Origin of the sequence: Anaeromassilibacillus sp. Marseille-P3371 (assembly GCF_900169665.1) — a bacterium.
Lineage (GTDB): Bacteria > Bacillota > Clostridia > Oscillospirales > Acutalibacteraceae > Anaeromassilibacillus.
Window position 1 is genome coordinate 2,255,322 of the sequence record NZ_LT835157.1, and the last position, 12,317, is coordinate 2,267,638.

At 48.2% G+C, this 12,317-nt stretch carries 15 protein-coding genes and 2 pseudogenes; 7 read left to right on the top strand and 10 right to left on the bottom strand.

Features of this window, described 5'->3' with window-relative positions; all coding sequences use genetic code 11:
* Positions 1 to 2: 2 nt before the first annotated feature.
* The 7 genes and pseudogenes from B9Y59_RS09380 to B9Y59_RS09395 all read right to left on the bottom strand — a co-directional run bounded on the left by B9Y59_RS09380 (position 3) and on the right by B9Y59_RS09395 (position 4,070).
* Complete coding sequence (locus B9Y59_RS09380; protein WP_054324291.1) at positions 3 to 1,118, bottom strand: hypothetical protein; 1,116 nt, start codon at positions 1,116 to 1,118, stop codon at positions 3 to 5.
* Positions 1,119 to 1,292: 174 nt separating this feature from the next.
* Positions 1,293 to 1,934 carry a TetR/AcrR family transcriptional regulator gene (locus tag B9Y59_RS09385; protein ID WP_085533109.1) on the bottom strand — a complete coding sequence of 214 codons (642 nt, stop codon included), beginning with the start codon at positions 1,932 to 1,934 and terminating at the stop codon, positions 1,293 to 1,295.
* A 661-nt stretch (positions 1,935 to 2,595) separates the two neighbouring features.
* The gene (locus B9Y59_RS16595) at positions 2,596 to 2,922 is read right to left on the bottom strand and encodes a hypothetical protein (protein ID WP_330395901.1); all 327 of its coding nucleotides are present in this window, start codon (positions 2,920 to 2,922) and stop codon (positions 2,596 to 2,598) included.
* Positions 2,923 to 2,974: 52 nt separating this feature from the next.
* Positions 2,975 to 3,253: a hypothetical protein gene (locus tag B9Y59_RS16600; protein WP_330395902.1), complete on the bottom strand. Its 279-nt coding sequence runs from the start codon at positions 3,251 to 3,253 to the stop codon at positions 2,975 to 2,977.
* A 93-nt stretch (positions 3,254 to 3,346) separates the two neighbouring features.
* Complete coding sequence (locus tag B9Y59_RS16605; protein ID WP_330395903.1) at positions 3,347 to 3,529, bottom strand: AAA family ATPase; 183 nt, start codon at positions 3,527 to 3,529, stop codon at positions 3,347 to 3,349.
* A complete protein-coding gene (locus B9Y59_RS16610) occupies positions 3,522 to 3,746 on the bottom strand; it encodes a hypothetical protein (protein ID WP_330395904.1) in 225 nt (74 codons plus the stop codon). Before B9Y59_RS16610 ends, B9Y59_RS16605 begins: the two co-directional genes overlap by 8 nt.
* Positions 3,736 to 4,070 (bottom strand): annotated as a pseudogene (locus B9Y59_RS09395) (plasmid mobilization protein). The gene B9Y59_RS16610 and the pseudogene B9Y59_RS09395 overlap by 11 nt, the downstream one beginning before the upstream one ends.
* An 84-nt stretch (positions 4,071 to 4,154) precedes the next feature.
* Between B9Y59_RS09395 and B9Y59_RS09400 the strand changes: the two are divergent.
* A pseudogene (locus B9Y59_RS09400) lies at positions 4,155 to 4,642 on the top strand (helix-turn-helix domain-containing protein).
* A gap of 436 nt (positions 4,643 to 5,078) precedes the next feature.
* Positions 5,079 to 5,213, top strand: coding sequence for a hypothetical protein (locus B9Y59_RS16425; protein WP_256366518.1), 135 nt, complete (start codon positions 5,079 to 5,081; stop codon positions 5,211 to 5,213).
* Here B9Y59_RS16425 and B9Y59_RS09405 read toward each other — a convergent pair.
* Positions 5,210 to 5,953: an HNH endonuclease gene (locus tag B9Y59_RS09405; RefSeq protein ID WP_066865008.1), complete on the bottom strand. Its 744-nt coding sequence runs from the start codon at positions 5,951 to 5,953 to the stop codon at positions 5,210 to 5,212. The two genes, B9Y59_RS16425 and B9Y59_RS09405, sit on opposite strands and share 4 nt — an antisense overlap.
* Before the next feature lie 28 nt (positions 5,954 to 5,981).
* Positions 5,982 to 6,461, bottom strand: coding sequence for an SHOCT domain-containing protein (locus B9Y59_RS16790; protein WP_066865005.1), 480 nt, complete (start codon positions 6,459 to 6,461; stop codon positions 5,982 to 5,984).
* Between the two features lie 156 nt (positions 6,462 to 6,617).
* On the opposite strand from B9Y59_RS16790, the gene B9Y59_RS09415 reads away from it, so the two are divergent.
* Both B9Y59_RS09415 and B9Y59_RS09420 read left to right on the top strand, forming a co-directional pair.
* Positions 6,618 to 6,896: a helix-turn-helix domain-containing protein gene (locus B9Y59_RS09415; RefSeq protein WP_066865002.1), complete on the top strand. Its 279-nt coding sequence runs from the start codon at positions 6,618 to 6,620 to the stop codon at positions 6,894 to 6,896.
* Positions 6,897 to 6,951: 55 nt separating this feature from the next.
* Complete coding sequence (locus B9Y59_RS09420; protein ID WP_066864999.1) at positions 6,952 to 8,529, top strand: right-handed parallel beta-helix repeat-containing protein; 1,578 nt, start codon at positions 6,952 to 6,954, stop codon at positions 8,527 to 8,529.
* Between the two features lie 128 nt (positions 8,530 to 8,657).
* Here the strand turns inward: B9Y59_RS09420 and B9Y59_RS09425 are convergent, their stop codons facing one another.
* Positions 8,658 to 9,026: a hypothetical protein gene (locus tag B9Y59_RS09425; RefSeq protein WP_066864996.1), complete on the bottom strand. Its 369-nt coding sequence runs from the start codon at positions 9,024 to 9,026 to the stop codon at positions 8,658 to 8,660.
* A gap of 528 nt (positions 9,027 to 9,554) precedes the next feature.
* Here B9Y59_RS09425 and B9Y59_RS09430 point away from each other — a divergent pair.
* From B9Y59_RS09430 to B9Y59_RS09440, 3 genes are read left to right on the top strand one after another with little or no spacing between them, the layout of a single operon-like run.
* Positions 9,555 to 11,936 carry a virulence-associated E family protein gene (locus B9Y59_RS09430; protein ID WP_066864993.1) on the top strand — a complete coding sequence of 794 codons (2,382 nt, stop codon included), beginning with the start codon at positions 9,555 to 9,557 and terminating at the stop codon, positions 11,934 to 11,936.
* A gap of 4 nt (positions 11,937 to 11,940) precedes the next feature.
* Complete coding sequence (locus tag B9Y59_RS09435) at positions 11,941 to 12,135, top strand: helix-turn-helix domain-containing protein (protein ID WP_066864991.1); 195 nt, start codon at positions 11,941 to 11,943, stop codon at positions 12,133 to 12,135.
* A gap of 4 nt (positions 12,136 to 12,139) precedes the next feature.
* Positions 12,140 to 12,316, top strand: coding sequence for a transcriptional regulator (locus tag B9Y59_RS09440; protein WP_074039132.1), 177 nt, complete (start codon positions 12,140 to 12,142; stop codon positions 12,314 to 12,316).
* Position 12,317 lies beyond the last annotated feature (1 nt).

The window sequence follows — 12,317 nt, forward strand, 5'->3', positions numbered from 1 at the left end:
TCTCAGGTCTGCTGGTGCTGCATAGATACGATGTGGCAGTCCGGACAGAATTCGATATAGAGTGTTCCCTCTGCACCGTCAAACACTGTATCCCACTGGATCTGAGCCAGATACTTCATGGGCTTTCTGCAGCGGGGGCAAGTAACATACTCCCAGTCCTGCACCCAGTTGGCGAAACCGCCCACTGTATTTACATCTTCACAGGCGGCGCCGTAGAACAAGGGAACGTCTGTCTTGCCCAACACGAACGGATTTCCAGTGAGTTTCTGATAGTCCTCAGGCTGGATATAGCATTTCATCTTATCCCCTCCGTCAAAGAGTTCTGAAGGGAAAACCTCCACGCCGCCGTCCGGGGTAAAGCGGTTGAACGCGGGTCCCTTCAGAAATCCCACGCAGTTGGGGCAACAGGTGGCAGTCATGATACCGTCCAGGCCCAGAAACTTTAGTCGCTCATCCTGGCCATCCAGCACCAGCATATCTACCATCCAACCGCCGCAGTGAGGGCAGGTATCCTCCCGCAACCGGCCGATGCGGACGGGAGACTCCTCACCAGGCGTTCCCTTGACCATGGGGTAACAGGTATCGAAGTTGAGCTGCGTCCGGCGGCCCTCCTTGTCAAAGGTCCAGCCGCCGCACTGGGCGTAGACAGACGGGCCCACATAGAGTTTTCTCTGCCACGGTCTTGGATTTTGCTCCAGTTCCAACAGGGTTTCCAGCGCTCTGTCATCCCCCTGTATGGCCAGACACATCATGAGATTGCCCGCCTCGCCGGGGTCCTTGGTTTCCCGTATTGTGGCGATCAACCCATCCCGCACATCCCCCGGAGCGTGGTAGTAGAGCTCACAGGGATAGAATACTTTTTCGGCCAAAGCTTCCCGCTGGATCTCCGGCGTGATGGCATCTCGATAACCGAGCAGATGCCAGAAGTCTGTGAACTCTGGGTCCTCCATATCCGCTAGCCGTTGGATATTCCGGATTAGACCGTCCTGCTTTTCTTTAATCTGTTCCGATGCCCAGGACAGTACCGCTTTCCGCTCCTGCTCAGACTTACATTTCCAGCACAACCCTTCATAGCCCAGGGGCGTCCCACAGATAGGGCAAGTGTATTTCAAACTCATGCACTTTGGCTCCTTTCAGAAAATAGAAAAACTCCCCGCGGCACACTGTCAATTAGACAGGCTGGCGCAGGGCGTGAAAAGGCCGCACAGAACCAGTGGCCGGTTATCGGGAACCGGCCTAGCTCAGCGGTTGCAAGTATCTGATTGTTTTGTGCCCTTCCAGGGAATCGCCGTTTATTTCTGTACATTTTCTTTCACTCTATCCATTGTTTCTTTCGTCCTCTGCATCTCATCCAGTAGAGCGTTGATCTGAAACTCCACCATATCCTCTGCTGCCTCTGGAAACAGAAAAGGGATCGTATTAGGAATCGCCTTGTAAATCATCATCATGGATAGGGCCAGATTGCCGAACAGCCGTGGATCAATGCTTCCCATGGGAAAGCCGAAAATCACCAGCAGACTGCAAAACAATTTGATCTGGTCCTCGCGGAAGGTTTGGAAATTTTCCTGGGAGAGACAGCGGTAAACCTCCTGTTCTTCCTCAATGGATAACACGGCGATGCCTCTTTTCTCACCGTAAACGCAAGTCTCCAAAAAGGTCCTGACGCCCTCCCGCCAACTGAGCGAGGAATCATCCATCAGCTGTTGGGCATATCGCAACAGCTTTGGCTGCTGATACCGAAGTGCCTGTAGTACCAGTTCTTCTTTGGAGGAAAAGAAGGTGTAGAAAAAGGTCTTGGATATACCCACTTTCCTACACAGGATATCAATACTGCTGTGAATCAGCCCCCGGTCCACAATGCACTGGATCACGGTGGTCAGCAGGGCTTCCCGTACCTGTTCTCGCTCCTGCTCAGAATAGGCTTTTCGTGCCATATTCTTATATCCCCCTAGTAAAATAAAGAATAAAATTATAAATTAGTATTTATATGATAACTGAGTGAAGAAAAATATACAACTACTTTCTTGAAAAATTTTTATAAATTTTTAAACACAATGTACGATACAGAGGAAGGATTGGTACTTGGATTTATGGGTTTAGAACACTTACCGCCTTATGAGGTAGTTTTTCAATATCTATGCATATTTAGAAATTACACCGTTCCAAGGGTTTGATACTTTATTAGATTTGCAGCATATTGTAGCAAGCAATGCGAGTTTCCATGGTTATTAGCTGAATTTGCCTATACAGGCAAGTAAGTCAGATTATTATCAAGACCATTATGACATGCATTTGCCTATACCTAATAGACAAATGCGGCTAACCAATATACACACTCGCATTGCCTGCCATCTGCTTGTTGAGGGCAGCGTTCCCCCTCTCCCTTTTGAACACAGAATTCCAATCGTATGGCTGCAAATTCTGCGAACGCTTTTGTTAGTCCGTACCCATGCCCCGTTTCAAGGCATAGAGTGTTGTGAATTGCGACACTCCTATGTTTATGTGGTATGCCCTAAAACAGGGCTCCCCTCGGAAGATGGGGGACAAAATACCACTCCAGTTTTTTCTTTCCACGACCGTTGCGAGCGTTGCGTTTTACTCGATTACTTCAAACGCGAGTGCTTCTACCGCCACGTAGGTCAATCGGATACGCCGTCCGGCGCGTTTGGTTTTGTTTTCGAACTTCACCGGATATTCTTCCAGCAGGTGGCTGGCATTCACATTCAGGTGTTTGGTGGGCCGGTTCATTGCCATGTACAGATGCAGGGTCTCGGATAGCTCGGTGGAACTTCCTTCCCATTCCCGGTTTTCAGCGGACACGATCTTCGACACAACTTCCAGGACCGGGGCCGGGGGCTGCTTCCAAAGCTCATTTTCTACATGATCAAAGCTCCAAAATAGGCTCTCTTGATCCTTACTCAAATACAACCATCGATTCGACTGGTCTCTACCTACCACCTCCAGTGTAGCCTTGCTATCTATCCGCTTCTCCTTCTACATGAGGAGTACACCATCCGCACATCCAAGCAGTCCTGTCGTGCCGGAAATCATCTCGAAGCTGTCTCCTGCATGCTGCTTTCTGGTGTGGCGGACGATCAGGACACAGACGCCATACCGCAAATTGTTTCAGCTTACTAATCACCTCATAGTCACTGGAATAGCTGTAACTGTCGCTCACCGTCTCTCGGACTTTTTGCAGAGTGTCCACGATAATGAGCTTGGTGTCACTATGTTCCCGGACAAACTTTTCCATCTGTTCATCCAGGCCGCTGCCGGCCATTCTGACGCTGGTGGCGAAAAGGAGGGAACGGGCCCCCTTCACCCCGAATATCCGAAACATCTGGCGCTACAAACGGCTCTCATCATCCTCCAACGCAAGGTAGAGCACCGTCCCCTGGTGGACCTTATAGCTCCACAGATTTTGTCCGGTACTGACATGGTGTGCCATCTGCGCTACCAGGAAGGACTTGCCAATTTTGAGCGTTCCAGCAAGGATGTATGCTCCCGTGTAGAGCAGGTTTTCAATCATTGTGGATGGCTTGGAACACATTACCTATCAACTCGTCCAGTGTCACAGTGTGGAGGTAGGCCGGGTCACTTATGCGGTGTATTTTGCAGTAAAGTTCCTCCAAATCATCTTCCAGAGAATTACTTTTTCCCTCTAGGCCTGGTATAGTAGTCTTGGAAATTTGAAAGATTGACTGTCCATCATCTGCGCCATGGGCGGCCATTTTTTCATCGGTCATAGGCAAAGTCCTCCTGCATTCCGTTTAGAATGGTTGCAATCATCTGTATGGTGTCCAGCAGCTCGTCATTCACACCCTGTCCGGCCTCAATCCGGCACAGCTCGTTCAGCACTACGGCCAGCTGATCCCGCAGCACCTTGTAAACCCTGGGATTGCCCTGCACCACCACATTCCGCCACAGCAGCCGATGGATGATGTAGTCCCGCTAGGTAAGCTGGTAAGTTTGACCGCCATTTCGATCTGTGCATCCTTCTCTAGGGAGACCCGGAAAGCCACGGTCTTGTTTCTCCAATGGTTGTGCTTGTCCAAATTCTTTGCTAAAATTTTACTTGCTCCATTCCACGTTCAATTTGTTTGCCATTTCTGCTACGCTTTTTATAACGACAAGCATAGATGGGAGCTGGATGTATGGCGATTGGCAAAGGAATCCTCTTTTTCCGTCTCCTGCGGGAAATGACACAGAAATATCTTGGTACGGCGCTGGGCTTCTCGGAGAAGTCCGCTGATGTGCGCCTAGCACAGCATGAAACAGGATCAAGAGTCCCTAAGGCGGATCTTACCGCAGCTATGGCTCAGGTACTGGACATGTCACCCCACATGCACTCTCTGTCCTGAACATAGACTCCTATGTGGGTCTCATGTACACCCCCACCCTGGAGAACAACTACGGTCTGAAGGTCACGGAGCAGGACGATGAGCTTTCCTTGCAGGCGGACTCCCGCAAAAACAAGGACGCTGCCCGGCCTCACGAAATGCTCTGGGCCTGGCGAGAACAGGCGGCCAAATTGGAAGCCGGGGATATCTCCCAGGAGAAGTACGACCGCTAGCGTTACCACTACCCGGAGTGCAATAGCCCCCAGATCCACGCCAAAGTGCCGCCGGAGGGACTTTTCTGACCTTCTCACTTGTAGGCCACGGGAGAGGCTGTTTGTTGCGCAAAATAAAAAATTCAGATAAACGAGAGTAAAATAAAAAAGGTCTAACTGATCAGCAAAAATCAGTTAGACTTTTTCTCTATGAGCAAAATACAAGGATTTTGAGGCTACTCGCAAACAACCCGATTTTTCTTTTCAAACTCAATAAATCGGGATTTGGCGAGTGCGATCAAATGGGGAATCTGTAAATCAGAAAGTCAGTGTTTTCAAGGGCTTGCGGGCTCTCATATCCACTTTTTCTTATTCCCACTCCGCTACTGAAATCTTATCCATACTGTATTCAGCAGCTTTGTATTATTTTTATTCTATATGCTGTATCTATTTTACGCTTTATTTTCGTGGTAAAGTGGTATAAGCGTCGTTTCAGCATCGCATCGAAAGAAAGGCGGTGAAGAATATGTCAGAATCCAGAGAAGAAATGCTGCACTCCACAGCGAAGGCTCGCGAACAGGTAATGATTGACCGGCTGTTAGAGTCTTTTTACAAGCACAAAGATGAAATCCTAAAGGCAACACAGGAGAAAAAGGATTAACCCCTAAATATCACATCGTTATGGTATGCCAATGCCTCTTTATTGGGATAAAACCTTTCAGGCAAAATAATTGTCTCACCTTCAAGGTCAATGAGCCATCGCTTTGTAAAGCTGTCCTCCTGCTCTCGCACCTGCGTTGACACATGGATTTTATAATCTGGCGTTACCGTAATTAGCCCACCGTCAAACGCTTTATCATAAAAGGTATTGAGCAGCAGTCCATTTGTGGGGTCGGTTCTCTCTGAGGTCGTGCGGCAACTCCGGAACGGTTTGATATGACTTGCAACAAGCATGGCCGGCAAGGTCATGCCGGAGATACAGCAGGCGTTTTCATAAGACGCAAAAACAGATGCTCGGAAGAAGTGACGCTCTCGGCTCACTCTGTTTTTATCTGTTAGCGAGGATAGGGGCTTTGCGCCATTTATTGGGTTTGCGTCGAATAATGCGAGCCCGGTTAAAGATTCGGCTTGTACGCTGAGCGTGCCCCAATCATTTTTGAATTCGTCGAAAATCAATCGGTCCGCTTTCGCAGCATGAGTTGCGCCCTTGACCTTTGAATTAGGGTCAATAGCCGCAAAGTTTTTCATACGCATAACAAGAGAGCTGACAGAGTGGGAAAATCCATCAGCGACCTGCTGTATCAACTTATTTGAGGGGCGCATATCGTTCAGCGGTGTTATACAGTATAGCGCATAGGCAACGATAATGTCCTCTCGGCTCCATGTTACACGTTCGCCCATAGTTCAAAGTCTCCGAATTATAATGCCATTATAAACCTAATAGTTCTTTCTTTTTTGCATCAAACTCGGAATCTGTGATTGCTCCCATATCCAGCAACTCTTTATACTTTCTTATTTCATCCGCTGGTGATACGCCACTTGAAATCGATGAATGGTTTTTGCTGAGAATATAATTCACAAATGCACTAAAATCATCGGGTTCAGCTGCAATTTTAAGGTCAACTGTTTGACCGCCACCGAGAACCAGAGACAACTCTCCTTTTAGATAGGTAGCGCTCGTAATAGACGAGTAGTTATAGACATCAGCGAAGTACAGCGTACCAAGTTTACGCCGGCCAAGGATAACTGCCTCATTGGTACACAGGGCACAGTTATTTGTATCTGCAGAAAGGTTAGAACAGAGAATACTATTTACTTCATCTTCGTTCTTGATGACTTTATAACGCATAGCAGTTTTGAGTATCTTTTGAGCCTTTTTATCAAAAGCGGCATGATTTGCGTAATACATCGTTACACCTCGATTCTATAAATTCTATGTTGTAATTATACCGTGTAGGGCGATTTGTGTCAATTATTAGAGCCACCCGTGTCAAGCTATTTCCAGCCTTCCTTGATAATGACATACCATGTATGCGTACTATAATTTTAATTGGAGGAAGCATACATGACAGCAGAAACTATCAAGCAACTGCGTGAAGCACGAGGTTGGACACAGGCGGAATTAGCAAGAAGGCTGAACATTTCAAGAAATGGCGTTAATACATGGGAGCAGGGACTGTCCATGCCGTCCCCGCACTTTCTGGTTGAGCTTGCCAAAATATTTTCCGTTTCCACCGACTTCCTGCTTGGCGTCGAATCACTACATACTATCAATGTTTCGGACCTTTCCGCAAAAGATGTGGCAATGCTGACAGACCTTGCGGACCGACTGAGAAGTGTTTAGGAGAGTGCTGCTGTCGTGGTAGCGCTCTCCTATTTCTATGAAAGAGGTGGAACCTATGAAAAAGCGTTTAACAGCAATACTACTTGCCCTTGTCCTAATGATGGGGCTTACAACATTTGCCGCCGCTGAGGAAGGCATTCCAACCGCTGCGACATTCGATGAACTCGTTGCCGCTATGGAAAATGGCGCTACTACTGTCGAGATTACGGGTACAATTAGTGTAACCGGCAATCTGGGGAACAATGATGTTACTATCACATTGACCCGGTCAGCGGACTTTGCGGACGGTGCTTTGCTTCAAATCGAGCAAGGGGAAATCAAGAACTTAATAGTCAGTGGTGCGGACATAGATACCGAAAGCCCATTAGCCATAATCAGCGGAAGTTGCCTTATTTCAAATACTGCATTCACAAATTGTACTGATAGCGCCGTTGTAATAACAACCGGAACGGCAATGTTTGAAAACTGCTCCTTTGAGGACAATTCAGGTACTCATATTACCAATGACGCAGAAGCAGTCTTTACTAAATGCAGTTTCTCTGATGGACAGTCGAAAGACAACGGTGGTGCCATTAGAAATACAAAAACTCTGCAATTACAGAACTGCACCTTTGCCCAAAACGGTACAAGTGTTGATTCTGAACTATGCGGCGGTGCCATATATAATGCAGGACAAATGTATGCCTACAAATGCACTTTTACCGATAATACTTCAGGACAGGGCGGTGCTCTTTATAATGTTGGCAGTTCCGAACTTATAGAGTGCACTTTCACAAATAATTCTGCAAATATCGGCGGTGGAATATATAGTACCGGCACTATGCGAACAATCGACACCCTTATATATCAAAACACCTCTATTGAGGCGGCCGCAGATATTTTTGCGTCAAATCCGATTACTGTTTCGTATAACGAGGAGTATGCGTTTCCTGAATCGACGAGCGGTTGGCATAGCGACAGCTCCGATAGCCGTAAAGGTAAAAAACTCTTTGATACCTCCTTTGAGGGAGTCGGAAGCCTTGTGTTTCTAATGGAGTCGGACTTGCCCGCCAAGGAACCAGACCCGCCCGCTGTTGACCCAACGCCAACTCCTACGCCCGAACCTGAACCGGAGCGCCCGACCGTTCGCCCTTCGTCCTCTGGCGGTCATCATACTACTGCCGTGAATAAGCCGATTAAGCCAACTCTTGATAAGGCCAAAACTTTATATTTGAGTGGCTATTGCGACGCCGTTCCAAATGAGAATATTACCCGCCGACAGGTCGCACATATTCTCTATAACCTTATGAGCGCGGAGAGTCAGAAACATTATGCCAGCAACGAGAACATATTTATTGATGTCAAAGACGATACGGCGATTGCAGCATTAGCAAAGGCAAAAATCGTTTTGGGGTATGACGAGCATTACCGCCCTGACGCATACTTGACACGTGGAGAACTGTGCGCCATACTCAGCCGATTCTCCGATTTGAAAAGCGGGGCAAGTTCATTCCAAAATATCGAGCACCATTGGGCAAGGGACTATGTAAATATCTGCGTTTCAAACGGGTGGATTGCTGACGGAACAGAGATTGACCTAAACAGCTATATTACAGTAAAGGTTGCCGCTAACATTATTGAAAAAATGCTATAAATGCGAAAACCGGTCTGCTATGCAGGCCGGTTTTCTTGCTGTGGGACTCCACGGTCTCCCGTATCACACAATAACCAACTCCGAGGGTAAAACCTAAGGGCCTACTATATAAAACCCGATACGGTCAATTATGGGCTTGCGCCGATTTCTCGGATTTCACAGACATAAATCTCAATTAAGCTGCTGTCGGCGCAACTTAGGGTTATCGATTCCGGGTCCGGCTCGTTATCCTGTTCACTGGTCCAGTCAATCCATACGCCGGTTACTTTGATACCGTCTTTACATATTACGGTTACCTGCCTATCAAGCAACCCCACATACTTCGCCATATCCATGGTGCTGCTTTCGTCAATGACATCAAACAATTCTGGCGGGAAAAGGTGGGTTTCATCAGGCTCGGTCATAATGCGATAAAAGTCTCCCTCGATTGAAAGGACTTCCCGAACTGCCCCCATCGGTAAATCTTCAAGGCTGACACCGATATATTTTACTTTCACCTTTTCACCCCCTACCGGAATTATTATATCGAACCGCTGCTAACTTGTAAATGCGATTGCAGCAGTAGCAGCGGTTCTCCCCATTTTGCTGCTGCAACCCGCTGCATGAAAAAGCCTTTGTTATCAAGCCTTCCAACGCATTTGCAGCGGTTGCAGCGCTTTTTATAGTGTTTTATAAATCGCAAGAAATCAAAGAATATAATACCCCAGTTGGGTATCATATTCCTTATTTTATAAAATGTTTAACCTATGTGAAAATCCGCTGAAACCGCTGCGCCCAGCCTCCGCTTTATGCGGGGGTTCGTTTTTGAAAATACATTTTTTGATAAATTCTTGCAAAGATTTGCTCATTATCTACCTATCTTTGCCGCCGGGTGACACTCTTTTGTCTTTTATGAGTAAAACCTTGCCAATCGCCGCTTCTTTATGTCCTGTAAGCCACTAAAGTTCACATTTACAGTACAATATATACGCGATATAATACAGATAACCACAATATATAGTGTATTTGAAAGTGAGGTTGACCATATGCAGTATGACGGACTACTGACGATAGCGACAGGGAGCTCTCGTCGGTGTACGAATTGGAAAAACAAAAGAATACTGTGGTCCGACCTTGCCGCTAAGCTCTCCAATGTCACGAGGACACAGGAAACGCAAGCAGAGTATGAGCGGATGCCGAAAGATGAGCGGGACCGAATTAAAGATGTCGGCGGCTTTGTAGGCGGTAGCTTAAGAACAAACCGCAGAAAAGCGGATTCCGTATGTGAGCGGCAACTAATCACACTCGACCTTGACAATGTTCCGCAAGATACGGACCCTTGGCCTACTGTTACTCTTGCCCTCGGCTGTGCTGCAGTTCTTTACAGCACACACAGTCATACGCCGCGGAGTCCTAGACTGCGCCTTGTGCTACCGTTGTCTCGACCTGTATCGCCTGATGAATATGGGGCAATTGCCCGCAAAATTGCAGAGGACATCGGGATTGATATGTGCGACGATACGACTTATCAGCCGCACAGATTGATGTATTGGGCCAGTGCCGCAACGGATGCGGAGTTTCGCTATGAAGTTGAGGACGCTCCTTGGCTTGACGCGGACGAACAGCTTTCTCGCTATGCCGATTGGCACGACCCCACACAATGGCCCGTGTCAAGCCGCAAGGCGAACGAACCCCGCCGACTGGCTGACAGGCAGAGCGACCCTACTGAAAAGGGCGGCATTGTCGGAGCATTTTGTAAAGTGTTTTCGATAGACGATGCGATTGACGAATTTTTACCTGATAAGTACAGCAAATGCAGCGACGGACGCTATACCTACCTTGGCGGCTCTACATCAGGCGGTCTGGTTGTCTACGATAACGGTAAATTCGCATTCAGCCACCACAGCACAGACCCGACTTGCGGCAAGCTCTGTAATGCTTTTGACCTTGTTCGCATTCACCTATTCGGTGACGAGGACGAAAACACAGCCCCCAACACCCCGGCAACAAAGCTCCCTTCCTATAAAAGTATGTGCGATAAGGCTCTGTCTGTTCCCGCCGTGCAGCAGGAACTAAAGGCAGAGCAGTTAAGCTCAGTAGTCGCAGTTTTTGATGACGCAGAGAATACAGAATGGGTGCAGGCGCTTGAAATCAACCCGAGAACCGGAAAGCCTGCGGCAACTGTAGATAATGTGTTCCTAATTCTGACACACGACCCACGCTTAAAAGGCCGGTACTACTATGACGAGTTCAGAGCTCGGCCTATTGTGTGCGGCGCCCTTCCTTGGGACACTTCTTCCCATAGGGTATCTGCTTCATGGCTTGATACCGATGACGCAGGATTGCGATGGTTACTGGAACGCGATTATAAAATCGACAGCGCCCCGAAGGTGCGAGATGCCGTAGACCTTGCCATTGACAGCAATAAAATTCACCCTGTCCGTGATTATCTACGCTCCCTTGAGTGGGACGGTCAACCGCGTGCGGAAATGCTGTTCATTGACTACCTCGGTGCAGAGGATTCCAGATATACCCGCGCCGTTACACGGAAGGCCCTTATTGGCGCTGTGGCACGAATCCTCCGCCCCGGCTGCAAGCATGACCACATGCTCGTTCTTGTTGGACCGCAGGGGTGCCGTAAATCCACCACTTTGGCAAAACTCGGTAAACAGTGGTTTTCTGATTCGCTCTATACCATGACCGGCAAGGACGCTTACGAGCAGTTACAAGGAAACTGGATTATAGAGCTTGCGGAAATGGCGGCAACCCGCAAAGCTGAAATTGAACAAATTAAGCAGTTCGTTTCAAAACAGGAAGATACATACCGTGCGGCCTATGCTCGACGGACGCAATCACACCCTCGGCAATGTGCGTTCTTCGGTACAACAAATGACGATGAGTTCTTACGAGACCCCACAGGCGCCCGTCGTTTCTGGCCCGTAACCGTTACGAAAGCGGGTTGCGTTAATGGGGACAAGCTGACACCCGAAATCGTGGACCAAATCTGGGCTGAGGTCGTTACCTATTATGACAACGGGGAAACATGGTATCTCGACAACGAGGTTGAAGAAATCGCCAGAAAGGTTCAGTCGGAGCATACGGAGACAAACGGCAAACTTGGTCTGATTGAGAACTTTATTGAAACGCTACTGCCTGCTGGTTGGGATACTTGGGACCTTGACAGGCGGCTTATGTTCTGGAGCGGCGGATTTGGTCCAGAGCAGAAAGGCACAATGCGTCGGACCCGCGTATGTGCGCTTGAAATCTGGCAGGAGCTTTTCAAAGGCGACCCGAAAAACTACACCACACAGCACGCAAGAGAGATTACCGGACTGCTGAAAAGTCTCCCCGAATGGAGTATGACAACAGCTACAAATTGCGGCGCTCTTTACGGCAGACAGCGCGGATTTATAAGGAAAGAGAGGTAACACCATGAGAATCGACAGAATTAAACTGATTGTCCTAATGGCCGAGCGTGATATGACGATTGGCCGCTTGGCGGAGTTGAGCCGACTTTCGGTCTCCACAATCTGCCAAGTTAAGGCAGGAAAGTCCTGCACACCGAAAACAGGTGCGGCAATCGCCGCAGCCTTGGGCGTTCCAGCAGGCGAAATTGAATCGAGGTGAGGGAATGTCCGATGTTGTTCGTGTGGACGAGGTAATGACCCGCCTCGACTGTTCAATGGGGAAAGCCTATAAAATCATCAAGACACTCAATGACGAGTTAAAACGAAAAGGCTATATCACGGTAGCCGGTCGTGTTCCCCGCTCCTACTTTGAGCAAAAGTGTCTGTTGGAAAGGAAGTGAG